The sequence below is a fragment of the Ancylobacter sp. genome (assembly GCF_965249975.1).
Lineage (GTDB): Bacteria > Pseudomonadota > Alphaproteobacteria > Rhizobiales > Xanthobacteraceae > Ancylobacter.
Genome location: NZ_CBDFNE010000003.1, coordinates 178,517 through 205,095, shown reverse-complemented (window position 1 = coordinate 205,095; position 26,579 = coordinate 178,517). Strand labels below are relative to the sequence as shown.

The 26,579-nt window shown below is 67.7% G+C and carries 23 protein-coding genes and 3 tRNA genes; 19 read left to right on the top strand and 7 right to left on the bottom strand.

Annotated elements, in window-relative coordinates; translation table 11 throughout:
- Positions 1-37 precede the first annotated feature (37 nt).
- The 6 genes from ACP2AH_RS01090 to ACP2AH_RS01065 all read left to right on the top strand — a co-directional run bounded on the left by ACP2AH_RS01090 (position 38) and on the right by ACP2AH_RS01065 (position 10,464).
- Positions 38-1,630 carry an ABC transporter substrate-binding protein gene (locus tag ACP2AH_RS01090; protein ID WP_425104136.1) on the top strand — a complete coding sequence of 531 codons (1,593 nt, stop codon included), beginning with the start codon at positions 38-40 and terminating at the stop codon, positions 1,628-1,630.
- A gap of 49 nt (positions 1,631-1,679) precedes the next feature.
- Positions 1,680-2,927, top strand: coding sequence for an aminotransferase class III-fold pyridoxal phosphate-dependent enzyme (locus ACP2AH_RS01085; RefSeq protein ID WP_425104706.1), 1,248 nt, complete (start codon positions 1,680-1,682; stop codon positions 2,925-2,927).
- A 33-nt stretch (positions 2,928-2,960) separates the two neighbouring features.
- Entirely contained in the window at positions 2,961-3,926 is a 966-nt protein-coding gene (locus ACP2AH_RS01080; protein ID WP_425104135.1) for an aminotransferase class IV, read from the top strand.
- 249 nt (positions 3,927-4,175) lie between these two features.
- The gene (locus ACP2AH_RS01075) at positions 4,176-5,717 is read left to right on the top strand and encodes an MFS transporter (protein WP_425104134.1); all 1,542 of its coding nucleotides are present in this window, start codon (positions 4,176-4,178) and stop codon (positions 5,715-5,717) included.
- Positions 5,717-6,997: a glycosyltransferase gene (locus ACP2AH_RS01070; protein ID WP_425104133.1), complete on the top strand. Its 1,281-nt coding sequence runs from the start codon at positions 5,717-5,719 to the stop codon at positions 6,995-6,997. The genes ACP2AH_RS01075 and ACP2AH_RS01070 overlap by 1 nt, the downstream gene beginning before the upstream one ends.
- Before the next feature lie 26 nt (positions 6,998-7,023).
- Positions 7,024-10,464: a bifunctional cytochrome P450/NADPH--P450 reductase gene (locus ACP2AH_RS01065; protein WP_425104132.1), complete on the top strand. Its 3,441-nt coding sequence runs from the start codon at positions 7,024-7,026 to the stop codon at positions 10,462-10,464.
- A 464-nt stretch (positions 10,465-10,928) separates the two neighbouring features.
- On the opposite strand, the gene ACP2AH_RS01060 is transcribed toward ACP2AH_RS01065, so the two are convergent.
- Positions 10,929-11,003: transfer RNA gene (locus ACP2AH_RS01060), tRNA-Glu, on the bottom strand.
- Between the two features lie 235 nt (positions 11,004-11,238).
- Positions 11,239-11,661, bottom strand: a complete 423-nt coding sequence (locus ACP2AH_RS01055) for a VOC family protein (protein ID WP_425104131.1) — start codon at positions 11,659-11,661, stop codon at positions 11,239-11,241.
- Between the two features lie 54 nt (positions 11,662-11,715).
- On the opposite strand from ACP2AH_RS01055, the gene ACP2AH_RS01050 reads away from it, so the two are divergent.
- The 4 genes from ACP2AH_RS01050 to ACP2AH_RS01035 all read left to right on the top strand — a co-directional run bounded on the left by ACP2AH_RS01050 (position 11,716) and on the right by ACP2AH_RS01035 (position 15,416).
- Entirely contained in the window at positions 11,716-12,483 is a 768-nt protein-coding gene (locus ACP2AH_RS01050) for an SIR2 family NAD-dependent protein deacylase (RefSeq protein ID WP_425104130.1), read from the top strand.
- 124 nt (positions 12,484-12,607) lie between these two features.
- A complete protein-coding gene (locus ACP2AH_RS01045; RefSeq protein WP_425104129.1) occupies positions 12,608-13,210 on the top strand; it encodes a cold-shock protein in 603 nt (200 codons plus the stop codon).
- Between the two features lie 28 nt (positions 13,211-13,238).
- The gene (locus ACP2AH_RS01040; protein ID WP_425104128.1) at positions 13,239-13,736 is read left to right on the top strand and encodes a DUF192 domain-containing protein; all 498 of its coding nucleotides are present in this window, start codon (positions 13,239-13,241) and stop codon (positions 13,734-13,736) included.
- Between the two features lie 135 nt (positions 13,737-13,871).
- Positions 13,872-15,416, top strand: coding sequence for a hypothetical protein (locus tag ACP2AH_RS01035; RefSeq protein WP_425104127.1), 1,545 nt, complete (start codon positions 13,872-13,874; stop codon positions 15,414-15,416).
- Positions 15,417-15,426: 10 nt separating this feature from the next.
- Here ACP2AH_RS01035 and ACP2AH_RS01030 read toward each other — a convergent pair.
- The 3 genes from ACP2AH_RS01030 to rpsU form a co-directional block, all read right to left on the bottom strand.
- Positions 15,427-15,503, bottom strand: a tRNA-Pro gene (locus ACP2AH_RS01030).
- 123 nt (positions 15,504-15,626) lie between these two features.
- Complete coding sequence (locus ACP2AH_RS01025) at positions 15,627-15,884, bottom strand: hypothetical protein (RefSeq protein ID WP_425104126.1); 258 nt, start codon at positions 15,882-15,884, stop codon at positions 15,627-15,629.
- Positions 15,885-15,929: 45 nt separating this feature from the next.
- Positions 15,930-16,211: a 30S ribosomal protein S21 gene (rpsU, locus tag ACP2AH_RS01020; protein ID WP_425104125.1), complete on the bottom strand. Its 282-nt coding sequence runs from the start codon at positions 16,209-16,211 to the stop codon at positions 15,930-15,932.
- Positions 16,212-16,621: 410 nt separating this feature from the next.
- Between rpsU and ACP2AH_RS01015 the strand changes: the two genes are divergently transcribed.
- The 7 genes from ACP2AH_RS01015 to ACP2AH_RS00985 all read left to right on the top strand — a co-directional run bounded on the left by ACP2AH_RS01015 (position 16,622) and on the right by ACP2AH_RS00985 (position 21,854).
- Complete coding sequence (locus ACP2AH_RS01015) at positions 16,622-16,927, top strand: ETC complex I subunit (RefSeq protein WP_425104124.1); 306 nt, start codon at positions 16,622-16,624, stop codon at positions 16,925-16,927.
- Between the two features lie 24 nt (positions 16,928-16,951).
- Positions 16,952-17,028: transfer RNA gene (locus ACP2AH_RS01010), tRNA-Arg, on the top strand.
- A 46-nt stretch (positions 17,029-17,074) separates the two neighbouring features.
- On the top strand, positions 17,075-17,659 hold the full coding sequence (locus ACP2AH_RS01005; protein WP_425104123.1) for a nucleoside 2-deoxyribosyltransferase: 585 nt from the start codon (positions 17,075-17,077) through the stop codon (positions 17,657-17,659).
- A 165-nt stretch (positions 17,660-17,824) separates the two neighbouring features.
- Entirely contained in the window at positions 17,825-18,103 is a 279-nt protein-coding gene (locus ACP2AH_RS01000) for a hypothetical protein (protein ID WP_425104122.1), read from the top strand.
- A gap of 134 nt (positions 18,104-18,237) precedes the next feature.
- Positions 18,238-19,497 carry an aminopeptidase gene (locus tag ACP2AH_RS00995; protein WP_425104121.1) on the top strand — a complete coding sequence of 420 codons (1,260 nt, stop codon included), beginning with the start codon at positions 18,238-18,240 and terminating at the stop codon, positions 19,495-19,497.
- Between the two features lie 104 nt (positions 19,498-19,601).
- Entirely contained in the window at positions 19,602-21,713 is a 2,112-nt protein-coding gene (locus tag ACP2AH_RS00990) for a flagellar motor protein MotB (RefSeq protein ID WP_425104120.1), read from the top strand.
- Between the two features lie 3 nt (positions 21,714-21,716).
- Positions 21,717-21,854 (top strand): hypothetical protein, encoded by a 138-nt coding sequence (locus ACP2AH_RS00985; RefSeq protein ID WP_425104119.1) that lies wholly within the window; start codon positions 21,717-21,719, stop codon positions 21,852-21,854.
- Positions 21,855-21,980: 126 nt separating this feature from the next.
- Here the strand turns inward: ACP2AH_RS00985 and ACP2AH_RS00980 are convergent, their stop codons facing one another.
- Positions 21,981-24,194: a transglycosylase SLT domain-containing protein gene (locus tag ACP2AH_RS00980; RefSeq protein WP_425104118.1), complete on the bottom strand. Its 2,214-nt coding sequence runs from the start codon at positions 24,192-24,194 to the stop codon at positions 21,981-21,983.
- A 325-nt stretch (positions 24,195-24,519) separates the two neighbouring features.
- On the opposite strand from ACP2AH_RS00980, the gene dapA reads away from it, so the two are divergent.
- Positions 24,520-25,410 carry a 4-hydroxy-tetrahydrodipicolinate synthase gene (dapA, locus tag ACP2AH_RS00975; protein WP_421697694.1) on the top strand — a complete coding sequence of 297 codons (891 nt, stop codon included), beginning with the start codon at positions 24,520-24,522 and terminating at the stop codon, positions 25,408-25,410.
- Positions 25,411-25,449: 39 nt separating this feature from the next.
- Positions 25,450-25,923, top strand: coding sequence for an SsrA-binding protein SmpB (gene smpB, locus ACP2AH_RS00970; RefSeq protein WP_244376725.1), 474 nt, complete (start codon positions 25,450-25,452; stop codon positions 25,921-25,923).
- Between the two features lie 74 nt (positions 25,924-25,997).
- On the opposite strand, the gene efp is transcribed toward smpB, so the two are convergent.
- A complete protein-coding gene (gene efp / locus ACP2AH_RS00965; protein ID WP_425104117.1) occupies positions 25,998-26,567 on the bottom strand; it encodes an elongation factor P in 570 nt (189 codons plus the stop codon).
- Between the last annotated feature and the right edge of the window lie 12 nt (positions 26,568-26,579).

Below are 26,579 nucleotides of genomic sequence, written 5' to 3'. Positions count from 1 at the left end.
AGCAGCCGCAGCTCGACCTTCAGAGAGGTGAACCACGATGAAACAACTTGACCTGAAACAGTCCAAAATGGTCCTGCTGTCGATGGCGCTTGCCGCGACCGTACTCTGTGGCCCGGCCCGGGCGGAAGAACGCACGCTCGTGATCGCGCGCGACATGGACGTCAATTCGCTCGATCCCGCACGGGCCTGGTGCGACACCTGCCAGATCTACAATACCTCCGTCTACGAGCAGCTGGTCACGCTCGACAAGAACAACAAGGTGGTGCCTCTCCTGGCCAAGAGCTGGGAAGCGAACAAGGACCAGACTCAGTTCACCTTCAAGCTCGATCCGGCCGCCAAGTTCTCCGATGGCACGCCCGTCGAGGCCAAGGATGTGAAGTGGTCCTTCGAGCGCCTCAAGAACATCAAGGGCAACGGCGCCTTCCTCGCCGATCCGATCACGTCGATCGACACGCCCGATGCCCAGACGGTCATTGTCCACCTGTCTGCCCCCAATTCCGAATTCCTCAATCAGGTCGCGGCTGGCTTCCTTGCCGTCATCAACAGCGATGTCGCTTCGGCCGCTGGCGCGCTGTCGGACGAGACTGCGGCAAACAAGGACACCTCGGAAAACTGGTTCCTGACGCATTCGGCGGGCAGCGGCCCGTTCGTGCTGGAGTCGTATGAGCCGAACGCCGAGCTCCGCCTCAAGCGCAACGAAAACTACTGGCGCAAGGCGCCAGCCGTGCCTGAAGTTGTTTTCCGCCAGGTGAAGGACGCGGTGGCGCAGGCGCAGATGCTCCAGTCGGGTTCCGCCGACATCGCCATGCAGATCGACCCCGAGACCGCCAAGACACTTGCCGGCTCGCAGATCGTCGTCGAGCAGGTGCCGTCCTACAACTTCGTCTACGTCGCCCTGTCGCCCGGCGCGAAGGCCAACACCTTCAAGCTGACGCCGGAGGTGCGTGAGGCCATCTCCCTCGCCATCGACCGTACCTCGCTGATCGACTTTACGCTGGCCGGCGCAGGCCGGCCGATGGCGACGCCGATCCCGCTCGGTTTCCCCGGTGGCGATGGCCACAAGATTCTGGCCTATGATCCCGCACGCGCGAAGGAACTTCTGGCCAAGGCCGGGGTAAAGAGCGGCTCCACCTTGAAGTCGATCTATCCCGACATGAACGTGTACGGGGTCGACCTGTCGCTGATGATGCAGAAGATCCAGCAGGATCTGTCGAAGGTCGGCCTCAAGGTCGAACTGTCGCCGATGCCGTTCGCGAACTGGCGTGAAGCCGCCAATGGCGACCACATTCCGCTGACCGCGGTGTTCTTTGCGCCCGACTTCTACGGCACCTCGCAATATGTCGACGTGTTCGGCCTGTCCGAAGGCTCGGTCTGGGCCAAGCGCGCCGGCGCCGCGACCGATCCGAGCATCATCAACAAGGAAACCAGCACGCTGATGAAGCAGGCCCTTGCCGCCCCGACCACCGCAGAGGCGGACAAGCTGTGGTTCGAAGCGGGCGAGCAGATGGCCAAGGATCGCATCATCATTCCGATGGTCAGCCCTAATCTGATCCTGGCGCACAGCCCGAATGTGAAGGGCATGCGCTACAGCGCCTGCTGCAACCTGCCGCTTGCGGAAATCTCGAACTGAGGGCTGCGGGAAGGGAGGCGCGCAGCCTCCCTTTTTGCCCATGGAGGACATCATGACACGCAGCCTGCCCAACAGCCGCGACGCCGAACTTCTTGCGCGTGCGCAGCGCGTGGTGCCGAACGGCATGTGGGGCCACATGGCGACCCGCGCGATCGGCCCGGGCTACCCCCAGTTCTTCGCGAAGTCCGAGGGATGCCGGGTGTGGGATGTCGATGGCAATGGCTATATCGACTTCATGTGCGCCTGGGGCCCCAACGTCCTTGGATACCACCATCCGGACGTGGACGCGGCGGCACTGGCACAAATGAAGAATGCCGACATCAGCAACGGGCCGACAGAGGCCATGGTCGAGCTCGCGGAGCTGGTGGTCGAGACGCTCGACTACGCCGACTGGGCGATTTTCCAGAAGAACGGCACGGACGCCACGACCGCCTGCGTGACGATTGCGCGCGCGGCGACCGGCAAGCGAAAAATCCTGGTGGCGCGCGGCGCCTATCATGGCGCGGTGCCGTGGTGCTCGCCCTCGCTGGTGGGCGTGACCGCGGAGGACCGTGCGCACCTCATCACCTTCGATTTCAACGACACGGCGAGCCTCGACCAGGCCGTGGCCGCGGCGGGCGATGATCTGGCCGGCATCCTGCTGGCCGCCTTTCGTCACGATGTCGGCCGCGATCAGGAACTGCCCGAGACGGCCTTCCTCCAGCATGCGCGCGCGGTTTGCGACCGGACCGGTGCGGCGCTCATCGTCGACGAGGTCCGCGCCGGGTTCCGGCTCGATGTGCGCGGCAGCTGGGCGAAATATGGGGTGAAGCCCGACCTTGGCGCCTACTCCAAGGCCATCGCCAATGGCTGGCCGCTTGCCGCCGTGGCGGGAAGCGAGCGCATGCGCGAGGGGGCCGGCAAGATCTTCGTGACCGGCTCGTTCTGGTATGGCGCGGCGGCCATGGCCGCAGGCCTGAAGACCATCGAGATCCTGCGCGACAGCGACGCGCTGGCCCACACTGAAGCGATGGGCCAGCGGTTCCGCGACGGCCTCGATGCTGCCGCCGCGCAACACGGCTTCCGCCTGCGCCAGACCGGGCCGGTCCAGATGCCGATGGTGCTGTTCGATGGCGACAAGGACCTCCAGATCGCGAATGCCTTCTGTTCAGCGGCGCTCCGCCAGGGGGTCTACATGCACCCCAAGCACAATTTGTTCCTTTGCGCGGCGCACCAGCCGGCCGATATCGACCGCGCCATCGAAGGCGTCGCGGCGGCGATGAAGGAAATCGCCGCTCTCGGGTTTCAGCCCGGCTGACCGCACGCTCGCGCTCCTGACCGAGGATTCCCCATGTCCTACACCGACCACATCTTCACGGAATATCGTAAGCGGGTGGAGGCGCTGGAAGCGAGCGACAACCCGTTCGCCCAAGGCGTTGCCTATGTCGAGGGTGAGTATGTGCCTCTCGGGCAGGCGCGCATTCCGATCCTGGACCAAGGCTTCCTGCATTCGGACCTGACCTATGACGTTCCGGCCATCTGGGACGGCCGCTTCTTTCGTCTGGACGATCATCTGGACCGCTTCGAACGCAGCTGCGAACGCCTGCGCCTGAAGAGCCCGCTGTCGCGTCAGGAAATCCGCGACCACTTGGTCGAGATGACCGCGAAAAGCGGCATCCGAGATGCCTTTGTCATGATGATCGTGACGCGCGGTCTGCGCTTCATTCGCCAGTACGCGCCCGAGGAGTGCGATAATGTCTGCTATCTCATGGTCATGCCCTATCTCTGGGTGATGAACGAGGAGACGCAGAAGACCGGGGGCAGCGCGGTGATCGCGCGCACCGTGCGTCGCGTGCCGCCCGGCGCCATCGATCCGACGGTGAAGAACCTGCAGTGGGGCGATTTCACGCGCGGCCTGCTGGAAGCGCGCGACCGCGGCTCAATGTATCCGATCCTGACCGACGGTGACGCCAATCTGACCGAAGGCTCGGGCTTCAACATCATCCTGATCAAGGATGGGAAGCTCTTTACGCCCAAGAAGGGCGTGCTCGAAGGCGTCACCCGCAAGACCGTGCTCGCGGCCGCCGAGAAGCTTGGCTACCCCTACACGATCGACGACGTGCCGGTGGAGCTTGCCTATCATTGCGACGAACTGCTCTTCGTGACGACGGCGGGCGGCGTCATGCCCATCACCACGCTCGACGGCAAGCCGGTCGGCAATGGCGAGGTGGGGCCGATCAGCAAGGCGTTGTGGAAGGCTTATTGGGACGCCCATTACGATCCCGAGATCAGCTTCGCGATCCCCTATCGCGATTGACGCGGGGCGGGGCTCCGGCCCCGTCACGCGCGCGCCGGAAGAAATGCAGGGGGAGGGGGCTGGATTTGTCTTCCGCTCCTCCAGCCCAAGAGACAGCAATGGCTGGGGCCGCTCGATCGGGCTCGCACGACGATATTTTATTACAAAGGCCCGTGGACAAGTTCCTGCCGGCCGCAGAAACTCGGCGCCGGACCATGGCCGTGACGCCCCGCTGGCGGGTGCTGCCAGGATCTGCGTTCGGGAGCCTGCATGACCGCCGTGACGAGCCAGCAACGATGGTGCGCCGTGTTTGCCGGCAGCGGCGCGCTGGGCATGATCATGATCGACGCGACCGGCACGGCGGTAGCGCTTCCCTCTATTCAGCGCGACCTGATGCTGAGCCACGGCGCCCAGCAATGGGTCATCACCGTCTATGCGTTGACCGTGGCGGCCGCGATCGCCACCGGGGGGCGGCTCGCGGATGTCTTTGGCGGCGAGCGGGTCTTCCGCGCCGGCGTGGCGCTGTTCGCGGTCGGCTCACTGCTGAGCGGCCTCTCGCTGAACCTGCCCATGCTGCTCACCGGCCGCGTGCTTGAGGGGCTGGGCAACATCCTGATGGCCCCCGCCGCCGCGCTGCTGGCCACCGAGGCGTTCGGCCCGGCGCAGCGCGGCCGGGCCATGGGCATCTATAGCGGACTTGGCGGCCTTGCCCTGGTGTTCGGGCCCATCATCTGCGGCGCGCTGGTTCAGCTTGGCGGCTGGCGGTGGCCCTTCTTCGTCAACCTGCCGCTGGCCGCCGCCACGCTCCTGATGCTGCGCGCTGCGGGACCCGCCGCAACCGGCCCGCGCGGGGGCACCTTCCGGCCGGCCCACAGCCTGCTGCTGGCGGCGGCGCTGGGGCCGATCGTCCTGGGCCTCCAGCAAAGCCATGTGTGGGGCTGGACATCGCCGCTGACGCTCGCCCTCGTTGGTCTGGGCGCTGGTCTTCTGGTGCTTTTCGTCCTGGCACAGCGACGTGCCGCCGAACCGTTGGTCGATGTGCGTCTGTTTGCCGACCGGCAGTTTGCCGCTGACAGCATCGTCCTGTTCTGTGCCCAATGCGCGCTTGTGGGGCAATCGGCTTTCGGGGCCATCTATCTGCAGCGGGTCCTGCACTTCACGCCGCTGCAAACCGGCCTCGCCATGCTGCTGTTCCTCGTGCCGCTGATGGTCTGCGCGCCCCTGGGCGGCCTGCTCTATGACCGCCATGGCGCGAAGCTGCCCGTCGTCACCGGCCTGACCCTGGGGACGCTGGGCCTTTTGTGGGAAACGCAGGCCCTGCCGCGCGCCGACTTTGTGTTGATGATGCCCGCCCTCGTCGCAACGGGCGCGGGCATGGGGCTCGCCTTGTCGCAAACCTATACGGACGGCTCCGCGCGCGCCCCCGAGGGTCAGCGCGGGCGTGCCTTCGGCGCTCTCGACACGGTGCGGCAGATGGGAGGGGCCATTGGCATGGCGGCGATCGGCACGGTGGTCGCCGGTATGGAGCGCGGCCGGTTCCTCGACATCGCGGCGGGCGCGGCGCCGGAGGGCGCGGCGCGCCGGGCGCTCGAAGGCCTCATGGAGCAGGCCGTCTATGGTCGGCCGGAGGCTGTGGAGGCGCTGGTGGCGCAATGGCCGGCGGTCGCGTCCGCGCTGCGTCTTAGCGCCGCCCGAAGCATTGGTGACGGCTATTATGTCGGAACCGGCATGATGGCGCTGGGCCTGCTGGCCGCCGTGGCGCTGATGCGCCGCAAACCCGCCGCGCCGGCCATCGTCGAGGGGGCTTCGTGATGCGCGTTGTTCTTGCCACGCTGGGATCGTTCGGCGATCTCTATCCCATGCTCGCCATCGGGCAGGCGCTGCGCGCGCACGGCCATGACCCGATGATCGCGGCGCCGGCTGTCTATGGTGCCCACGTGGCGGCGCTGGGCCTGCCCTTCCATCCCCTGCGGCCGGACTTTCCCCCCGACGTACTGAAGGGGATTTTCGGCGACCCTGTGCATGGCGGGCGTCGCCTGCTGCTTGACCTTGTGTTTCCCCATGTTCGGGAGACCTATGCCGATCTCATGGACGCCACCCAGGGTGCTGATGCGCTGGTGGTGGGCGAACTCATCCATGTGGCCCGCCTCGTCGCCGCGCGGCGCGCCCTTCCATGGGCCAATGCCATGCTGGCCCCCGCCACCATGATGTCGGCGCTCGATCCCAGCGTGCTGCCCTGGTTTCCCGCGGCCTATCACCTGCGCCATCTCGGGGCCTGGCCGCAGCGTATGCTGTTCCGCCTCATGCGCCGTCAGACGACCCGGTGGGCCGAACCCCTGCTCGCCCTTCAGCGTGAGGTCGGCGTCGGCACCGGGGACATCTTGTTCGCCGACAAGTTCTCGCCCGATCTCGTGCTGGCGCTGTTCCCCTGCGCCTTCGGAGCCCCCCAGAGCGACTGGCCGGCCGCTTCCGTGCAGACGGGCTTTCCCTTCTTCGCGCAGGAGGCAAGCCCGGGGACCGCCGCCCGTATCGACGCCTTTCTGGCGGCGGGAACACCGCCGGTGGTGTTCACCCTTGGGACCACAGTGGTCCATCTCGCCCATGATTTCTACCAGATCGCGGCCGATACGGCGCGCGCGCTCGGGCGCCGCGCCATCCTCCTGATGGGCAACAACCCGCCGCCGGACGCGCCGGCCGGAGAGGTGCTGGCGCTCGATTACGCGCCGCATTCCCTCCTGTTTCCCCGTGCGGCCGCCATCGTGCAGCATGGCGGGGTGGGCGGCTGCGCCGAAGCCTTGCGGGCCGGCGTCCCGGTGCTCACCATCCCCTTCGCCTTCGACCAGCCCGACAATGCGGTGCGGATGAGCCGCATGGGTGTAGGCGTCGTGCTGCCGCACAAGAAGGTGACGCGCGAGAGCCTCGCCCGATCCCTCCGCGCGGTGCTGGACGATACGGCGCTTGCCGCGCGCGCCAGGGCGATGGCCCGAGAGATCGATCCCCAACGGGATATGGCGGCAACCGTGGCGGCCATCGAGGCGCTTCAGGTCAGCCCGGCGCAGCGCACGCGGCCCATGGTGCCGCCCTCCAATTGATAATGCAGCCGGCCGAAGGAGGCCCCATGCCCGTCAACGAGATCCCTCCTGCGCTGAAGACCGTCGAGCTGGAAACGTCGAACGGCCCGGCCCGCGCCGGCTGGTTTCCCGGCGCCGGTCCGGAGGCGGTGCGGGAGGCCGTCCGTAGCGCCGCGCGCCTGCCGGCCGGCGCCGCCTTCCATGTGGAGACGGCGGACGGGATCGTGGTCGCGCTGGATGACAGTGTGCCCGACGGGACGCGGCTCACGCTGGTGGTGGATGCCGCCGAAGGGGAGGGGAGGCACGAGGCCGTCCCCGGCCCCAAACCCTACCCCATCGTCGGAAACCTGCCTGAGTTGCACCATGCGGATGGTCTGGTGGGCGCCATGGCCGATCTGCATGCCCGATATGGCGACTTCTTCGCCTTCAAGGCCCCGGGCGGCCGGGCCTATTTCTGCGCCGATGCCGATATCGTCTCGGAAATGAACGCGGCGCCCGACATATTCGCCAAGGTGGTGGAGGGCCGTGGCGGCCTCGGCAATCTCGCGGCAAAGAGCGTTGGCAGCGCGCTGTTCACCGCCAGTGACGATGATCCGCTGTGGCATCGCGCGCACCGCATTCTTGCCCCTGCCTTCGGCACCACGGCGCTGAAGAACTACTATGGCCGCATCGTCGAGGTGGCGGACGACCTGCTGGCCCATCTCGACCGGCTAGGGCCTGATGAGAGCTTCCTCGTCACCGATCTGATGACGCGGATGACCTTTGAGGCCATCTCCTACGCCGCCTTCAACAAGCGGTACGATGCCATCGACTCCCCGGCGCTGCCGCCGTTCGTGGAGGCCATGAATCGGGTTCTGGTGGATGCCATGCAGGAGCCTAAGCGCCTCCTGCCGGAAGTCTTCTACCACGAGGTTCGCCGCCAGCGCGCCGCCGCCGACAAGATCATGCTGGACGATGTGAACGCCATCATCCGCGAGCGGCGTGCCCTGATGGAAGCGGGTGCCGCCGTGCCGACGGACCTGCTGCAGGTGATGCTCACGACGCCGGACCGCGTGACCGGGCTGAAGCTGCCCGACGACAATATTCGCGGCCAGCTGATCGTCCTGCTGATCGCGGGGCATGAAACCACCAGCGGCATGCTCTCCTACGCGCTCTATTATCTCTGGAAGAACCCGGAGGCGCTCGAGAAGCTGATCGCCGAGGTGGATCAGGTGCTTGGCCGCGACTTCTCCTATGTCCCGACCTATGAGGATTGCGGCCGGCTGGAGTACACCCAGCGCGTGCTGAAGGAGGCCCTGCGGCTGTGCCCGCCAGTGCCGATGTTCCCGCGTTACGTGACGCGCGACACCACCGTCGGCAACGGACGCTACGAGGTGAAGGCGGGTGAGCGCATGTTCGTGTCGCTGACGGCCTTGCACACCAATCCGCGCTTCTGGGGGCCGGATGCGCACGGCTTCCGGCCCGACCGATTCCTCCCGGGCGAGGAGAGCAAGCACCATCGCGATGCCTATCATCCCTTCGGCATGGGAATCCGCTCCTGCATCGGCTTCCAGTTCGCCTTGCTCGAAGCGCGCATGGTGCTCGCCCGCTTCGTGCAGCGCTACACGGCCCGGCCGCGCGACCCGCACTACGTGCTGCACAACAAGCAGGCGCTGACCGTGAAGCCGGACCATCTGGAGATGCTGCTGGAACGGCGGCCAGAGGTGAAAGGCCGGTTCCCGGCGAAAGCGGACGCGCCGAAGGACCAGCCGGTTCCCGCCGCGACAACAGCGGCGGGTCGGCCCATGAGCGTGCTCTACGGCTCCAACATGGGCGGCTGCCGCGACATCGCCCTTGCGCTGGCGCGGGATGCCGCCAGCCGGGGCTTTGCCGCGCGCGTGGCGGAGCTGGATGCGCAGGTGGGCCAACCCTGGCTGACAGACGGGCCGGTGATCGTCGTCACCTCCACCTATAATGGCGCGCCGCCGGACAATGCCGCCCGCTTCGCCCGCTGGCTGGAATCGGCCCCGCCGGACGCCTGCGCGGCCGTGCGCTTTGCGGTGCTGGGCTGCGGCAACGCCCAGTGGCGCCAGACCTTCCAGAAGTTTCCCCGCGCCATCGCCGAGGGTCTCGGGGCGCGCGGCGGCACGCCGCTTCTGGAGCCCGGCGCGGCCGACGCCGACGGCGACTTCGAGGCGGCCGTGGAAAGCTGGACGGCGGGTCTGTGGCATGTGCTCGACGTCAGCTTCGCCGGATCTCCTGGGGATGAGGAGGCGGCGGCAACGCCGGCGATCAAGGTGGAGGTGGTGAATTTCGCCGGCCCGGCGACGGGGGCCACGCCCCGCCGCCGCACACCGCTCGACCAGAACGCCGTGCCAAGCACGGTGCGCGTTAACCGGGAACTGCAGGCGCCCGGCGCGCTGGGCTCGACCCGCCATCTCGAAGTGTCCCTGCCGGGCGGCACCACCTATGCCGCCGGCGATCACCTCGGCGTCTTCCCCTGCAATCCGCCGGCCCTCGTCGCCGCAGCCGCCGCGCGGTGCGGTCTCGCGGCGGAGACGACGGTGCTTCTCACCGCATTGACGCCGGAGGCGGAGCAGGAGAGCGGCTTGCCCTTCGGCGTGCCGATGCGGCTGGGCGAGTTGCTCTCGGACCACGTTGACCTTGCCGGCCCGGTGACGCGGCGCGACCTGCGCGCCTGGGCAAAAGCCGCCCGATGCCCGCCCGACCAGGCGCGGATCGCCCAGTGGCTGGACGATTTTCCCAACCTTGCCGCGCGCAAGCCACGCGTGATGGATCTCCTCGCGCAACTTCCCTCTGTCGCCCTCGATCTTGCCACGCTGCTCAGCGTGCGGCCGGCGCTGAAACCCCGCTACTATTCCATCTCGTCCTCGCCGTTGCTGTCGCCGGACACCTGCACCCTCACCGTCGGCGGACACCGTTTCGACGGCGCGGACGGATCCGTGCATGACGGCTTGTGCAGCGCCTATCTGGCGAACTGCGCCGAGGGCACGACGCTGCGCGTGGTTGTGAAGGACATGGGCAGCGCCTTTCGTCTCCCGAAGGATCCGTTGGCGCCGCTCATCCTTGTGGGTCCCGGCACCGGCCTCGCGCCTCTGCGCGGCTTCATCCAGGAACGGCACGCGCTGAAGGCGAGCAGCGCTGAGGTGGGGCCGATCCTGCTGTTCTTCGGTTGCCGGAACGAGGACGACTACCTTTACCGCGAGGAACTGGAGGCGTACCGGGACGAAGGCACGCTGACCCTGCTCGCGGTCGCCTTCTCGCGGCGCGAGGACACACCCAAGACCTATGTCCAGGATCTGCTGCGGGCCCATTCCGCCACGGTCAAGGACTTGGTCGCGCGCGGGGCCACCATCTTGATGTGCGGCAATGCCCGCACCATGGCTCCCGCGGTCCGCGCGACCCTGACCGACATCCTCGGCGCCTCAGCCATCTCCGAGCTGGAAGCCGCGCACCGCTACCTCCAGGACGTTTGGGCGGCCGACTGACGACGATCGCACCCGTCCGATTGGACGGGGTAAGCCTTTCACGGTCCGCGGCGAGCGGCTCCAATGCCTCACGCTCACCGGCGAGGCAGCCAGGGCATGGATGGCAGACAGGCTTTCTCCCGCCGGGGTGGCGAAAGGCGCTCCGGCCGCTGCGGGAACGCGCGCGGCTCATGACATGTTAAGGACACCCACGCCGGCCGACACACAGGCGCGCACCGGGCCAGAGTTCCTGTCGCTGCATGGACACGGATGGACGCTGTTTGCGTTCTCTAGCTGCGCCAGGAAGGCATGCACGTCCTGTGACGTGCGGTTACGGGATGACCGCCCTGCGCGCCGCCGCCGGTATCGTTCGCTTCGACCAAGCAGATGAGCTTAACGCGGCGCGCGCCATTGCGATCCGGGCCGCGTAATGCCGGCGGGAAACAGCGATTTCCGGCCCGGCCACATTCAAGGATCGACGATGCTGGCGCGCCCTAGGGGAGTCGAACCCCTCTCTCCACCGTGAAAGGGTGGCGTCCTAACCGATAGACGAAGGGCGCGCAGGCGGGTGCCTTATAGGGTGACGCGCGGCGGCGCGCAAGATGGCCCCGCCGGCGTCATCCACAGGCATCGCTTCCGACCGACAAAATGCCCTATGCCCCTCCTGGGCAGCCAACGAGCGCTGGCAGCCCGCCGCCCGCGCCAAGCGCCGGGGTCGGATCGGGCCACGGTCGACCGGCCCCGTGCTGCCGACGGCCGGGCAGGGCGGTGCCGGCCCGCCGGCTCAGCCTGTTGTCACCACTTGCCGGTGTTGGGCATCGAGGTCCACGGCTCCAGCGGCGGCAGCGCCTCGCCCTTCTGCAGCAGCTCGATCGAGATATTGTCGGGCGAGCGGACAAAGGCCATGCGCCCGTCACGCGGCGGGCGGTTGATGGTCACGCCGCCCTCCTGCAGCTTCTGGCAGGCGGCGTAGATATCGTCGACCTCAAAGGCGAGATGGCCGAAATTGCGCCCTTCGCCATAGGTCTCCGGGTCCCAATTATAGGTCAGCTCGATTTCGGCGACGCCTTCCTGGCCGGGCGCGGCGAGGAAAATGAGCGTGAAGCGCCCCTGCGGCGATTCCTTGCGCCGGACCTCGGTGAGCCCCAGCTTGTTGCAGTAGAAATCCAGCGAGGCGTCGATGTCGGTGACGCGCACCATGGTGTGAAGGTACTTCATGAGTCCTCTCGGGGGCTGGAGCCGCGATGTCCACGGATCGGGTGAAGGCAACATATGATGGCGGGCGATGACATCAAGGCGGCGGGCGAGGCGCTGCGTGCCGTGCTGGCGCAGATGCGGGCCGGCGTCGCCTTTACCGGGGCGGGCATTTCCACGGAATGCGGCATTCCCGACTTCCGCTCGCCCGGCGGGCTGTGGACCCGCAACCGGCCGATCGACTACCAGGATTTTCGCGCCAGCGCGGCGATGCGGGCCGAAGCCTGGCGGCGGCGATTCGCCATGGAGCCCGCCTTTGCCGGCGCCCGGCCGGGGCGCGGCCACCGGGCGCTGGCGCACTGGCTCGGCGAAGGGCGGCTGAGCGGCATCATCACCCAGAATATTGACGGGCTGCACCAGGCGTCCGGCGTGCCGGAGACGCATCTGGTGGAACTGCACGGCAACAGCACCTACGCCACCTGCCTCGACTGCGGTACGCGCTATGAGCTCGGCTGGGTGCGCGCGCGCTTCGAGGCCGAACAGGAGGCGGCACCCGATTGCCCCGCCTGCGCCGGGCCGATCAAGAGCGCCACCATCTCCTTCGGCCAGCCCATGCCCGCCGAGGCCATGGCGCGGGCGAAGCGGCTGAGCGGGGCCTGCGACGTGTTCCTCGTCCTCGGCTCATCGCTGGTGGTATGGCCTGCTGCCGGGTTTCCGGTACAGGCCAAGCGCGCCGGCGCCCGGCTGGTGATCGTCAATCGCGAGCCGACCGAGCTCGACGATCTCGCCGATCTGGTGATCCACGCCGATATCGGCGCGGTGTGCGATGCCGCGTTGCATCGGTGAGACGGGAATCGCGCCGCGAATCGATTTCGGTGTTTTCGTGGCAGCGCCGGATGCTATGCTTCGGCCTCGGAATCATGGTTTTCGCCCGATGGGGCGAGCGGGCTTTCCTGGAGGTTGGCAGCCGATGGTATCGGACGGGTCTCTGCCGCGCACGGGAACGGATTCGCGCGCCCAACCGGACGACAACGCCGGGGCGGGCGAGGGTCAGGAGGGCAAGGTCCTTCTCATCGCCGGCGCCATCAAATGGTTCGACCTGTCCAAGGGCTATGGCTTCGTCGTGCCGGACGATGGCAGCGGCGACGTGATGCTGCACGTCACCTGCCTGCGCCGCGGCGGCTTCAACACCGCGCAGGAAGGCGCGCGCGTGGTGTGCGAGGTGGTGGCGCGTGAACGCGGCTTCCAGGCGCTGCGCGTGCTCTCCATGGACGAGACCACCGCCGTGCATCACTCGCAGCTGCCGCAGGCGCGCACCCATGTGACGGTGCAGCCGGTCGGCGGATTCGAGCGGGCCTGGGTGAAGTGGTTCAATCGTCTGCGCGGCTTCGGTTTCCTGTCGCGCGGGGAGGGCACCGAGGACATTTTCGTGCATATGGAGACGCTGCGCCGGCACGGCCTCGCCGAGCTGCGGCCCGGGCAGATGGTGCTGGTGCGCTTCGGGCCGGGGCCGAAAGGCCTTATGGCCGCCGAAGTGCGGCCCGATGGTGCCGCCACCCCGTCGTCTCACTAGGGAAGGCGCCGCCCGGCGTCGTTTACGCATGACAAGCGCGCGCATCAGCTACGCCTTTGCCCTCGCGGGCCGGTACTTCCGTGGGCTGGCGCCCGTTCTTGCCCTCGCCGCCCTGCTTTTGGCGAACCTGCTGCCGGCCGGCGCGGCGGCAGAAAAGCTCAACATCCTCACCAAAACCGGGCCGTTCGCGGTGAATATCGAACTGGCGGTGACGCCGGCCGAGCGTTCCAAAGGACTGATGTACCGGACCGAGCTGGCGCCCGATGCGGGGATGCTGTTCGATTTCGGCGTCGAGCAGCCGATCTATATGTGGATGAAGAACACCTATATCCCGCTCGACATGCTGTTCATCCGCTCCGACGGGCGGATCGCCAGCATCGCCACCGACACGGTGCCGCTGTCCACCGAGACCATCTCCTCCGGCCCACCGGTGCGGGCGGTGCTGGAACTTCCCGCCGGCACCGTGCGCGCCAAGGGAATCGCCGTCGGCGACCGCGTCGAGTACCGGCTGTTCCGCGAGCGCTAACAGGACGGCCGGAAACGCCTCGGAGCGCATTTCCGCGCCTATCGCAATACCGTTCCCGCCTGACGCCTCATGTGGTAGCAACCGTTGCGGGTAGGGGTTGCAGAGATGGGGCTGGCCAGAAACCTCCGAAGATACGTGCGGTCGCGGTTTCCGGGTGTTGCCCGGCTCCGCGGTGCGGCGCGCCAATATGTCAATGACCTGCGACTGCCCTCGCTCGCGGCCGACCGGCGCGCCTTCGCGCGCGGCATCGCCCAGCAGAATGAAAGTCTCGCCGCCCTCACCGTCGGAGGGCAAGCCTCGGCGCCGACCTATAAGGTGACGCAGCGGCAGGAGCTTCCGCCGCTCGCCTGGCTGTGCCGCCGCGAGGGCGCGCACTTCGCCTTCAGCGGCGGGCAGGGGGTCGAACTGTTCGACGGCGGCCTTTTCGAGGGCGTGTGGACCGGTGCGTTCGGCGATAGCGGCGGGCTGGAGCAGGCCAGCCATTTCGGCTCCGGTGCCCTGTTCGGCGCCGTTCCGCTGTTCCTGCCGCCCAAGCACCTTCTGGAAGCGATCTATCTGCTGCGGGACCGTCGCAGAGGGGTGGACCACATCTCCAACTCGTTGTGCTTCTGCCTGGCCGCTGCCGGCATCGCGCCGGGCCATCCCTTCTTCGCGGTCGTGGAGGCAGAGGCGGTCGACAACACCCATGCGGCCACCCGGCTGGGCGCGGCCTGGGGCAACCCGGTGATCGCCTCCAGCAGCGATTTCGTGCTGCTGCGGTTGGGGCACAATAATTTCACCGTCTCAGCCGCCGGACAGATCGTCATCACCCAGCGCTACACCGGGCGGCGGTACCGCGACTTCGACGCCTATCGCCGGATGCTAGGCGATGCCGTCACCGCGCTGCGGCAGAACGCGGAATCGCCCTTGCGGCGCGTGCCGCTGGCGCCGGTCGTCACGGTTTCGCGCGGCTATGATTCGCCCACCGTGGCGGCGCTCGCGGCGGAGCGCGGCTGCCGGGAGGCCCTGACCATGCGGGTGGAGGTGGGCGGCGGCGACGATTGCGGCACCGACATCGCGCAGGCGCTGGGAATGCATGTCCGGGAAGTCGGCCACGCCGCCGGGAGCCATATCCCCACCTTGCGCTTCGCCTATGAGGGCGAACTGCGGGCGAAGGCTCTGGAGTTCCTCGCCACCGCCGGCCATGGCGACGACATCGCCTTCGTGAACTTCGAGCCGCACCTCGGAAACACCATGCTTTTCACCGGCGCGTGGGGGGACAGTATCTGGGAGAGGCAGTCGAACGTTCCCTCCGGCCTCCCGGTGCGGACCCTCTTCGGCAAAAGCCTGGGTGAGTTCCGTCTGCGGGTCGGCTTCGCCCATGTTCCTCTGCCATGTATCGGGGCTTTTTATCCGCATTCGATCGCGCGGCTGTCGCGCAGCCGGGCCATGGCTCCCTATGCGACCGGGATGGAGGGCTATGACCGCCCGATCTGCCGCCGCATCGTCGAAGGCGCGGGCGTCGAGGGATCGGCTTTCGGCCAGAAGAAGGTCGCCACGGCGCCGAATCCGCTCAACCGCGCCGCGCTGTGGGCGGAGGCAGTGACGAGCGTGATGGCGCGCTATAGCGCGACGGTGGAGGATGACGCGGGTGCAAATGGCGGCGAGGCGGCCACCACCGGGGACTCGTCACGTCGCTGACAGGGTGGTCTGGTCGGGGCAGCAGGATTCGAACCTGCGACCTGAAGTACCCAAAACTTCCGCGCTACCGGGCTGCGCTATGCCCCGACAAGGTGTGTTCCCGCCGGACGGGACCCTTCTTTCCAGCCCGGAAGGCCGGGCCGCTGTCAGATGGCACAGAAGGGTCCCGCTCGGCAAGATGGCGCAGCGCGGTTAGCTGCCGGCCCCGCCTCAGCGCGCCGACGCTGCTTTACGTTTGACAGGCGCCGGCTTAGCGGCGAGCGCCGCGCGCTCGCTGGCTTCCTTCGCCAGACGTGCCGCCCGGAGCTGGGCGGTCTTGGCCTCACGCCGGGCGACTTCCTGCTGGATCGTTTCCATCGCCGCGCGCGAAATCGCCTCGGCCTTGCTTTCCATCCGGGTCATGGCCGGGCGGGCCACCGTCTCATCGGCGGCGGCGGGGTGGGCGGAGGCGGGGAGCGGATGGCTCATGGTCGTTTCCTTTCAACGTCGAGAGGCGAAAGACGGCACGCGCCGCTAATCGGCAGCCGGCGCCGGTGCGGCGGGTGCGCGGGCGGGAGCCAGCCGGGTCGAGGGTTTCTTCTTCGGCGCGGCGATCAGCCCCTCGCGCACCGCCTGCTTGCGCGCCACCTTGCGGGCCCGGCGAACGGCTTCGCCGGCCTCGCGGTTGCGGCGCTCGGAGGGCTTCTCATAAGCACGGCGCGCGCGCATCTCGCGGAAAATACCCTCGCGCTGCATCTTGCGCTTCAGAACCTTCAAAGCCTGGTCGACATTGTTATCGCGTACGAGAACCTGCAAATCCTGTCCAATCCTATGGTGTGCTCGAATGGTAAAAATCGTCGCCGCAAACGACGACGCTCTCCCTATATAGGACGACGGACAGCAAAAGTCAGGGTTGGTTACGTTTTTGACGCGACGCAACGCCCGCGCAGCACCGCAGATGACGACGTAGGCAGAAGGTGGATTGCTGTAGCGATGATCGGGAAGTGCTGTCCGCGAGCTGGCGAATGCTATGCGACGGCGCGGTATCGACATCCTGCCGGGCGCGGGCCCTCCGCGTGCCGGACCCGAAGACCGGCGGCGGATGGGGGAAGCCGGCGGGCGGCCATTGCCAGAACGTTTGGAGCGCCTTAATCAGGGCGGGCAAGGCGCGGGCCCGCCACGAGCCGGAACGGCGGAGCGGCGGTCGCGGCAAGGGAGCGAGGGAAATGGTCGCACGCATCTACAAGCCGACCCGGACCGCCATGCAGTCCGGCAACGCCCGGACCAAGCTCTGGGTGCTCGACTATGAGCCGGAGCAGCCCCGTCTGGTGGAGCCGCTGATGGGCTATACCAGCTCCGGCGACATGAAGAGCCAGGTGCGCCTGCGCTTCGACACCAAGGAAGAGGCGGTGGCCTATGCCGAGCGCCACGGCATCGCCTATCAGCTCCACGAGCCGCAGGAGCCGGCCCGCCGCCGTATGGCCTATTCCGACAATTTCAGCTTCCGCCGCGTCGGCCAGTGGACCCACTGACCACGAGCCCGGCGGGAGCGAGTGGGCCGCGTAGCTCAGCTGGATAGAGCAGCCGCCTTCTAAGCGGCAGGTCGCTGGTTCGAGCCCAGCCGCGGTCGCCATCCTCGCAGCGCGCTGTCCCGGCGGCGCGCCTCTCCCGAGTTGCCCATGCCCCGGCTTCTTCGTCTTTATCTCGCCGGACCGGAGGTTTTTCGGCCCGACGCCGCCCAAGAGGGGGAGCGGTTGCGGGAGCTCTGCGCCGCATCGGGTGCCGAAGGGCTTTTTCCCCTGCACGCCGAAGGTGTGGATATTCGCCGCGCCTGCCTGGAGATGCTCGACGCGGCGGATGCCGTGATCGCCAACATTACCCCGTTTCGCGGCACGCATATGGACCCGGGTACGGCGTTCGAGATCGGCTATGCCGAGGCGCGCGGCACGCCGGTGTTCCTCTGGTCCGCCGATTCCCGCCCGCTGAAGCAACGCCACCCGTCCGGTGCCGATGGGCGGGACGGGGAGGGGTATCTGGTCGAGGACTGGGGCAAGACGGAAAACCTGATGATCGTGGCTGATGGCCGCGTCGTCGGCGCCAGTGCCGAGGAAGCCATCGCCCAAGCCGTCGCAGCGCTCAGCTTCACCGTGCGCAACCGCGATCTGCAGCGGCGCACGCGGCGCGCCGTGGCGGTCGCTCTCGCCGTCAGCCTGGCTGCCGCCCTGCTGGCCGGCACCGTCGCCAACCGTTTGATTGGGTGGTAGCGAGAGCCGGGCGGCATGCATTCGCCTTCTGTTGTCTTGAGCGTTCTGCCGCGCGCAAAGTCGTGAACGGAACCTTTTTCGCTGCGTCGCCGTTGTCAGCCCGAACGGATCGGAATTCACGTTCCGGTCTAGAAGCAAAAGCCTGAAGACGACGGAGATGACATCATGCGTAAGCTTCTTCTTGCCTCTGCTACTCTGGGCATTCTCGCCGCCGGTGCGGCCGGCACCGCTTTCGCCGACCCGAGCTATCGCGGCCAGGTCTATGAAGGGCGCAACGCCTATGTGGGTGAGCGCTATTATGGTGGGCCCGTCTACAACGCTCCGGTGCGCGCGCCGCTTGGCCCGTCCTATGGCTACGAGCCCTCTTATGCTGACCCGTGGTACATGCGCGGCGATCAGGCCATCATCAATCAGGAGCGGGTGAACGATCGCAGCGAGCGCTGATCCCCCTGCAAATAGTCACGGAACGGGCGAGCCTTGGGCTCGCCCGTTTTCGTTTGTAAGCCGATGCGGCTTGACGGGCGGTGTCGCGGCTTTCTTCAATGGCGCCGGGCCACCCGCGCCTTTCGGAGACCAGCATGACCAAACACACCGCCACCCCAACGGAACTCCTCTCGCATGAGGAACGGCTCGACCGGCTGGGCGCCGTCGCCGTCCATGTCGGGCTTGGCCTGCAGCCGGGGCAGGAACTGGTGATGACGGCCTCGCTGGACGCGCTGCCGCTGGTCCGCCGAATCACCGAGCACGCCTACAAGGCCGGTGCCAGCCTCGTCACCACGCTGTTCAGCGACGAGGAGGCGACGCTGATGCGCTTCCGCAACGCGCCCGACGACAGTTTCGACACCGCCTCGGCCTGGCTCTATGAGGGCATGGCGAAGGCCTTCGGCGCAGGCGCGGCGCGGCTCGCCATTTCCGGCGAGAACCCCTCGCTGCTGGCCCATGAAGACCCGGACAAGGTGTCGCGCGCCAACCGCGCGCGGTCGAAGGCCTATATGCCGGCGCTCTCCCATATTGCCAATTTCGACATCAACTGGACCATCGTCTCCTTTGCCTCTCCCGCCTGGGCCAAGGCGATGTTCCCCGACGACCCCGAAGACATCGCCGTGGCCAAGCTCTGGCACGCCATTTTCGCCGCCTCGCGCGTCGATGCCCCCGACCCGGTGGCGGCGTGGGCGGCGCATAACGCGGAACTGCAGGCGCGCACCGCGCGGCTCAACGGCCAGCGCTACGCCGCCCTGCGCTTCCGGGGGCCCGGCACGGACCTCACCGTCGGCCTGGCCGATGAGCATGAATGGGCAGGCGGCGCCTCGCAGGCGAAGAATGGCATCGTCTGCAACGCCAACATTCCGACCGAGGAAGTCTTCACCACGCCGCACAAGGGCCGGGTAGACGGCTATGTCGCCAGCACCAAGCCGCTGTCCTACCAGGGCACGCTGATCCAGGACATTGCCGTGCGCTTCGAGGGCGGGCGGATCGTCGAGGCTCGCGCCCGCACCGGCGCCGACGTGCTGAACAAGGTGCTGGACACCGACGAGGGTTCCCGCCGGCTGGGCGAGGTGGCGCTGGTGCCACATTCCTCGCCGATCTCCAAGAGCGGGCTGCTGTTCTACAACACGCTCTATGACGAGAACGCCGCCAGCCACATCGCGCTTGGCCAGTCCTATTCCAAGTGCTTCATCAACGGCGCCAACCTGACGCCCGACGAGCTTGCGGCGCGCGGCGCCAATGCGAGCCTCATCCATATCGACTGGATGATCGGTTCCGGCGAGGTCGATGTCGACGGCATCACCGCCTCCGGTGCCGCCGAGCCGGTGATGCGCGCGGGCGAGTGGGTGTAACAAGACGCCGGCAGGAGGGGCCGCTTCCTGATGTCGTGGAACTATGGTCAAGTCCCCCGGCCTGGTGGCCGGCCGATTCCGGCTGCCGGACGGGGGAGACTATGATGTGTCGTTGGCGTGCCTGGTGGAAAGGGCTTCCCGCCCTTGCCGTGCTGGTGGCGCTCGCCGTTACGTTCGCGCGGGCGCCGGTGGAGGAGGACCTGACGGAGCGGGCGGAGACGCTGCTGTCGGTCATCGGCGAATCCTGGGCCCATGCGCGGTTCGAGGGCCGCAACGCGCTGCTTGAAGGCGAGGCTCTCTCCGAGGAAGCACGGATCAAGGTCCGCTATGAGCTCGCCCGCTTGTCGGGCGTGCGCGTGGTGGAGGATCGCACGACGCTGCTGCCGGAGCGCCGCCCCTTCACCTTCAGCGCCATACGCGACGGCAGCAAGCTGCATCTCGAAGGCTATGTACCATCCTCCTACGCCCGCCGGCGCATTGCCGAGGCGGCCGCCGCCATGGCGCCGGGGGTGGTGGTGACGGGCGAGAAGGAGCTGGTGCGGGCGCGCGGCGTGCCGGCCGGCGACTTTATCGGCGTCGTCGCCTTCGGCATCGAGCAACTCGCCAAGATGCCGGCGGGCCGCATCACCCTTTCCGACAATGCGTTTTCGATCGAGGGCCGCGCACCGGACTTCGCCAGCTATGACGCGCTGGAAGTCACCGTGCGTAGCGAGCTGCCGAAGGATTTCGAGCTGGCGCGCTTCGCTGTGCTGCCGCCCATCGTGTCGCCCTTCATCTGGTCGGCGGCGCGCGAGCGCGACGGTGACGTGACCCTCTCCGGCTACATTCCGCTCGGCGATGCGCGGCGCGCGTTGCTTGATCTCGTGCGCGGGGCCATGCCGGGCGCGGCGATTTCCGACCGGCTACGCCTCGCCGACGGCGCGCCGCCGACCGAAGGCTGGCTCAAGGCCGCCGCCTTCGCCCTCGCCCAACTGGGGCGCCTGCCCAATGGCACGGTGACGCTCTCCGGCACCACCATCGCCATCGAGGGCACAGCGCCCGACTTCGCCGCTTATGACGCCATGTCGGCGGCGCGGCGCAACCTGCCCGAGGGCTATACGCTGACCCGCTTTGCCGTCGAGCCGCCGCGCGTCGATCCCTTCGTGTGGGGCGTGCAGCGCACCGCCAACGGCCTGCGCCTGACCGGCTTCGCGCCGTCCGAGGAAGCCAAACGGCTGGTGTTCGACGCGGTGCGCGGCGATTTCCCCGGCGTGCCCGTAAGCGACGAGATGCGCATCGCCATGGGCGGCCCGCCCGGCGAGGCCTGGGTGGCGGCGACCAGCTTCGGCATCGACCAATTGTCGCGATTGCGGCAGGGCTCGGTGCGCGGCAATGGCACGACGCTCGCCATTTCCGGCGAGGCGCTCGACGCCGCGGCGTTCCTCACCGTGCGGGCGGCGCTGGAACAGTCGCCCCCGCGCGGCTTCACCCTGCGCAGCGATGTCCGTCCGCCGGTCGTCTCGCCCTATGTGTTCAGCCTGCGCAAGGACGCGGACGGGCTGACCCTGTCGGGCTTCTTCCCGTCACCCACCGAGCATGAGCGCCTCGTCGAGGCGGCCAAGAGCCAGTTCCTCGGCGACCGGCTTAACGACGTGTCGGCGATCGCCCAGGGCGCGCCGCAGGGCTTCACGGCGGCGGTGATGACGGCCATGCGCCAGCTCTCGCGGCTCGACAGCGGCGAGGTGCGCTTTGACGACGCCCAGTTGAAGGTGACGGGCACGGTGCTCTACCCCGAGGCGGTCGCCTCGGTCCGTGCCAATCTGGCGGCGGGGCTGCCCTCCGGCTTCACGCTGGATGTCGCGCTCAGTGTTGCGCCGCCGTCGCCGCCGCTGGATGCGGCCGCGTGCCAGAGCCTGATCAGCCATCTCATGGATAAGGGCAGCATCACCTTCTCCGCCAGCGACGCCGCCATCGAGCCGGCGAGCTTCGGCCTGCTCGACAGGCTGGCGGCGGCGGCGGCGCGCTGCCCGGAGGCGCTGATCGAGATTTCCATCCGCCAGCCCGATACGGATGCGGCGACGGCGAGCGCGCGGGCGCAGTCTCTGGTGCAGTATCTCGCCGCCGCTGGTATCGCCCCGGACCGGCTGATCACCGGCGAGCGGCCCTCGCTCGCCGCGCAGAGCCCGGATGCGGCGGTCCCAACCGTTGCGGCCGGCGTGCAGCTGATCGTGAGGTGAGCCATGCTGTTTCTGGCGTTTGAACTCTGGCCCTATCTGGCCGTGTCCCTCGCCCTCGGTCTTGTCACCGGCTGGTGGAGCGGCTGCACCCCCGCGCGCCGGCGCGCGGACGCGGCCAAAGCCGGAAAGGACGCGGCATGACGCCCTTCGCCATCGACGTGACGGTGCTGATGGTCGCGACCTATCTGGTCGGCTGTGTCGGCGGTTGCTGGCTGCGCCGCCTGCTGCGCGGGCGCGGGCCGGCTTAAGGCCGGCACCGCCTCCCGATCAGAGCCGCGAGCCGCGCAGATCCGCCTCGATCTGCAACGGGGCACGCGAGCCGAAGCGCGACTTGTAGACCTGCGCGTTCTCCATCACCCGCTGCACATAGTTGCGGGTCTCGGAGAACGGGATGCGCTCCACCCAGTCGATGGGGTCGACCGAGGGGTCGCGCGGGTCGCCATAGGCGGCGATCCACTTCGCCACATTGCCGCGCCCGGCATTATAGGCGGCGAAGGTCAGCACATAGTTGTTCTGGTAATTGTCGAGCAGGCTGCGCAGTTCGGCCGCGCCGAACTGCACGTTCACCGCCGGCACGGCGAGCCGCTTGGGGTCGAGCGTGGTGCCGGTGCGCCGGGCGATGGTGGCGCCGGTGGCCGGCATCACCTGCATCAGGCCCGTGGCGCCGGCGCTCGACCGCGCGGAGGGGTTGAACATGCTCTCCTGCCGGGCGATGGCGTAGACCAGCGAGCGGTCGACATCCTCGGTGATCGGCCGGTAATCGGGAATGCCGAAGGTGGGATAGGCTTCCGCCTCCAACGGAATGCCGCGATTGAGCGCCACCTTGCCGATCATCGTCACGGCGCGGGCGTCGCCCTGCTGCTTGGCGAGTTCCGCCAGCAGGCCGAGCTGCGCCGCATCCGGCAGACGTTCGGCGAGGTCATAGCCGAGGGCGATGGAGAGGTTCGATTTGTCGAGCTTCTCCAGCAGGCGGAAGATCATCACGCCTTCGTCGCGGTTGAAGGCGTTGCGCTGTGCGGCATTGGCGGCGGGCGCCGATTCCACCTTCACCTTGCTGTTGCCCAGACGTGCGGCCGCCAGCTGGCCGTAATAGGCGGTGCCGTATTGCGCGGCTGTGGCATATTGTGAGCGGGCATTGGCGGTGGAGCCCAGCGCCTCATAGGCGCGGCCCTGCCAGTAATAGCCGCGCGACACCGTCGCCGGGTGGGTCTGGTTCTCCGGCACCTTGGCAAAATGCGCCAGCGCCGCCTTGGGGTCGTTGAGGTAGCGCAGCGCCAGCCAGCCGGCGGTGAAATGCGCGTCGGCCCGCATATGCTCGTCTTCGGGCACGGCGGCCTCGCGCGCCACCTTATAGGCGGTGCGGGCATCGCCCTTGTCGAGCAGGCCGCGCGCCACCAGCCGGCGCTCTACCCACCATTCGTCCGGGTCGACCAGCAGGCCGGCGTCCTTCGGCGCGCTGGAAAGGGTGCGGGCGGCGGCGGCATGGTCGCCATTGCGCCGCTGCATCTTGGCGAGAGTGTAGAGATAGGCCGGGTCGGAGCGCAGCGAGGCGGGCACCGCGGCGAGCAGCTTCGCTACATCGCCCTTGCCGGTGGAGAGCGCGATGCGCGCGCGCGCCAGCGCCGTCACATCGTCGCCGGCCCGCTGCGCGGCACGCAGGCCGCGCTCGGCGTCCTCGTTATAGAGCAGCTTGTCGGCGCGGTATTTGTGATCGGTGCGGGTCAGCAGTCCGCCGAACTCCACCATGACCGTCGATTCGGTGTCGGAGGCGAGCGGGTCTTCCTGCCAGGCGTTGCGCAGCCAGGCCGCGCCGGCCTTCTGGTCGCCGGCGGCGAACAGAGCGCGGGCGAGCGCGACCTTGCCTTCGCCGGAATAGGGTGCCTGCTCGGCGAAGAAATTGAGGATCGTCTGCGGATCCTTGTTCTCGACATAGAGCAGATATTCGAGCCGGCGGCGCAGCACGATCGGCGTCGGGAGCGTCGGATGGGCGCGCAGAATGGCGACGGCGCGGTCATAGCCGACATCGCGCGCGGTGACGCGCAGCGCCAGCCAGCGCACCAGCGCCTGTGCGCCGGGATCGCGCATCTGGTCGGCGATCGCGAGCGCCTGTGCGCTCTGGCCCTTGTCGATGAGATCGGTTGCGGTCTTGAGGTCGCCGGTGGCACCGGCAAGGGATGAACTCGCAGCCCCCGCCGCCATTGCCATGCCGCCAGCGGCGGAGGCGGTCGTCACCTTCGGCGAGACGTTGATCTTCGGCTTGGCGGCCGGCTTCGGCCCGGGCTTCGTCGCCGCCGTCTTCTGGTCCTTGGCGCTGGAGGGCTTCGGCGCCGGGGTCGGCGTCGTCGCCTCGGCGAGTGTCGGCAGGAAGGCGGCCGAGCCGAGCAGCAGCGCAGTGGCAAGAGTCAGGGCGCCGCGCGGCCGGCGGCGCGCCCCGTTCGCGGAACGCGGCGAAAGCGGATGATCGTTCGCGCACTCGTTCATGACGGCGGACTCTCCTGACAGACGAAACAGACCCCGCGCGGGCCGTTTCCGGTCGGCTGGGCAGCTTCAGTTGTCGCGCGATCTTATTGACGAAACGCTAACCACAACCGGCGCGCCATGTCGCCCGCTCCGCAGCCCATGCGGCAATCTAGCCGCGCAACCCGGCAAAACGGGGGCAGCATGCCCCAGCGACACCGGCTTTGCCACGGGAAGCGCCAAGAATGCCCTTCCTTCGGCCGCGCCGACGCGATATCTGATGCCCCCTCGCCGCATCGTGCCAAGGGCATGTTGCGCGACAAGAAAGATCGAGCTTCAGGAGCGCTCCATGTCCCACCCGCTGCCCTTCCGTGGATCCTTTACGGCGCTTGTCACGCCGTTCCGCGACGGCGCCGTGGACGAGAAAGCGTTCCGCGACCTCGTCGACTGGCAGATCGAGGAAGGCATCCACGGCCTCGTGCCTGTCGGCACGACCGGCGAGAGCCCGACCGTCTCCCATGACGAACACAAGTCCGTGGTCGAATGGACCGTCGCCCAGGCGGCGGGCAGGGTGCCGGTGATTGCCGGTGCCGGCTCCAACAATACGATCGAGGCCATTGATCTCGCCCGCCACGCCGAAAAGGCGGGGGCGGACGCGGTGCTGGTGGTGACGCCCTATTACAACAAGCCCGGTCAGGAAGGCCTGTATCAGCACTACAAGGCCATCAACGACGCCATCGGACTGCCGATCTACATCTACAACATTCCCGGCCGGTCGGTGGTCGACATGTCGGTGGAGACGATGGCGCGGCTGGCCGAGCTGAAGAACATTGTCGGGGTGAAGGACGCGACCGCCAATCTCGCCCGTGTCAGCCAGCAGCGCCAGGCGATCGGCCCCGGCTTCAACCAGCTCTCGGGCGAAGACGCCACGGCGCTTGCCTTCATGGCGCATGGCGGCGATGGCTGCATCTCGGTGGCGTCTAACGTCGCCCCCAAGCTCTGCGCCCAGCTGATCGAGGCCTGCATCGCCGGCGACTACACCAAGGCGCTGGAGCTGCAGGACCGGCTGTTCCCGCTGTTCCAAGCGCTGTTCGTTGAAACCAACCCGAGCCCCACCAAATATGCGTTGAGCGTTCTCGGCAAGATCGTCGACGAGGCACGCCTGCCCATGGTGCCGGTCACCGAGAAGACCAAGGAAACCGTACTCGCGGCCATGCGCCACGCCGGAATCCTCAACTGACGTCAGATCGGGGCGCGCGCTCCGGTTCGGAGCAAAGCGATGGCTGAAAAGAAGACAGAACAACGCAAGGTCGTCGCCGACAATCGGCGGGCGCGTTTCGACTATGAGATCGGCGAGGTGTTCGAGGCGGGCATCGCGCTGTCCGGCACGGAGGTGAAGAGCCTGCGCGGCGGTCGCGCCACGGTGGCGGAGAGCTATGTCTCCGCCAAGACTGGCGAGGCGATCATCTACAACACCTTCATCCCGGAATATCTGCAGGCGAACCGCTTCAACCACGAACCGCGCCGGCCGCGCAAATTGCTGCTGCACAAGCGTCAGATCGCCAAGATCTGGCAGGCGGTGGAGCGCGAGGGCATGACCGTGGTGCCGCTGCGCATCTATTTCAACGAGCAGGGCCGCGCCAAGGTGGAGATCGCCATCGCCCGCGGACGCAAGGCGCACGACAAGCGCGAGGCGCTAAAGGCGAAGGACTGGGCCCGCGACAAGCAGCGCCTTCTGCGCGACCGGGGCTGACACCCACTCCCGCTCATAAACAAAAGAAAAGCCCGGCACTTGGCCGGGCTTTTTGATTCGCTCTGTCGGGCCGCTCAGTCCTTGGCGCGCTCGACATAGGAGCCGTCGGCGGTCATGACGACAATGCGGGTGCCGACCGCGATGTGCGGGGGCACCGCCGAGCGCACGCCGTTGGAAAGAATGGCGGGCTTGTAGGAGGAGGACGCCGTCTGGCCCTTCATCGCCGGCTCGGTTTCCACGACTTCGAGCACCATGCGCTGGGGCAGTTCAATGGCGATGGCGACGCCTTCGTGCACCGAGAGATGCACCTGCATGCCGTCGCTTAGATAGGCGGCCTGCTCGCCGATCACATCCGGCGACACCGCGATCTGGTCGTAATTCTCCGGGTTCATGAAGTGGAAGCCTTCACCGTCCGAATAAAGGAAGGTGTAGGGCCGGTCCTCGACGAGCGCACGTTCCACCTGCTCGGTGGTGCGATAGCGCTCGGAGACCTTGGTGCCGTCGGAGATGCGGCGCATGTCGAGCTGGGTCACCGGGGTGCCCTTGCCGGGATGGATGTTTTCGGCGGTAAGCACGACATAGAGCTTGCCGTCGATGTCGACCACGTTGCCCTTGCGCAGCGTGCTGGCGATGACCTTGACCATTGCGGTCCTCTG

Bases quoted from the DNA above. Each gene is read 5' to 3' on its own strand.
- ACP2AH_RS01090 (WP_425104136.1), top strand. From the start codon at position 38: ATGAAACAACTTGACCTGAAACAGTCCAAAATGGTCCTGCTGTCGATG.
- ACP2AH_RS01080 (WP_425104135.1), top strand. From the start codon at position 2,961: ATGTCCTACACCGACCACATCTTCACGGAATATCGTAAGCGGGTGGAG.
- ACP2AH_RS01075 (WP_425104134.1), top strand. From the start codon at position 4,176: ATGACCGCCGTGACGAGCCAGCAACGATGGTGCGCCGTGTTTGCCGGC.
- ACP2AH_RS01070 (WP_425104133.1), top strand. From the start codon at position 5,717: ATGCGCGTTGTTCTTGCCACGCTGGGATCGTTCGGCGATCTCTATCCC.
- ACP2AH_RS01065 (WP_425104132.1), top strand. From the start codon at position 7,024: ATGCCCGTCAACGAGATCCCTCCTGCGCTGAAGACCGTCGAGCTGGAA.
- ACP2AH_RS01055 (WP_425104131.1), bottom strand. From the start codon at position 11,661: ATGAAGTACCTTCACACCATGGTGCGCGTCACCGACATCGACGCCTCG.
- ACP2AH_RS01050 (WP_425104130.1), top strand. From the start codon at position 11,716: ATGATGGCGGGCGATGACATCAAGGCGGCGGGCGAGGCGCTGCGTGCC.
- ACP2AH_RS01045 (WP_425104129.1), top strand. From the start codon at position 12,608: ATGGTATCGGACGGGTCTCTGCCGCGCACGGGAACGGATTCGCGCGCC.
- ACP2AH_RS01040 (WP_425104128.1), top strand. From the start codon at position 13,239: ATGACAAGCGCGCGCATCAGCTACGCCTTTGCCCTCGCGGGCCGGTAC.
- ACP2AH_RS01025 (WP_425104126.1), bottom strand. From the start codon at position 15,884: ATGAGCCATCCGCTCCCCGCCTCCGCCCACCCCGCCGCCGCCGATGAG.
- ACP2AH_RS01015 (WP_425104124.1), top strand. From the start codon at position 16,622: ATGGTCGCACGCATCTACAAGCCGACCCGGACCGCCATGCAGTCCGGC.
- ACP2AH_RS01005 (WP_425104123.1), top strand. From the start codon at position 17,075: ATGCCCCGGCTTCTTCGTCTTTATCTCGCCGGACCGGAGGTTTTTCGG.
- ACP2AH_RS01000 (WP_425104122.1), top strand. From the start codon at position 17,825: ATGCGTAAGCTTCTTCTTGCCTCTGCTACTCTGGGCATTCTCGCCGCC.
- ACP2AH_RS00995 (WP_425104121.1), top strand. From the start codon at position 18,238: ATGACCAAACACACCGCCACCCCAACGGAACTCCTCTCGCATGAGGAA.
- ACP2AH_RS00990 (WP_425104120.1), top strand. From the start codon at position 19,602: ATGTGTCGTTGGCGTGCCTGGTGGAAAGGGCTTCCCGCCCTTGCCGTG.
- ACP2AH_RS00985 (WP_425104119.1), top strand. From the start codon at position 21,717: ATGCTGTTTCTGGCGTTTGAACTCTGGCCCTATCTGGCCGTGTCCCTC.
- ACP2AH_RS00980 (WP_425104118.1), bottom strand. From the start codon at position 24,194: ATGAACGAGTGCGCGAACGATCATCCGCTTTCGCCGCGTTCCGCGAAC.
- dapA (WP_421697694.1), top strand. From the start codon at position 24,520: ATGTCCCACCCGCTGCCCTTCCGTGGATCCTTTACGGCGCTTGTCACG.
- smpB (WP_244376725.1), top strand. From the start codon at position 25,450: ATGGCTGAAAAGAAGACAGAACAACGCAAGGTCGTCGCCGACAATCGG.
- efp (WP_425104117.1), bottom strand. From the start codon at position 26,567: ATGGTCAAGGTCATCGCCAGCACGCTGCGCAAGGGCAACGTGGTCGAC.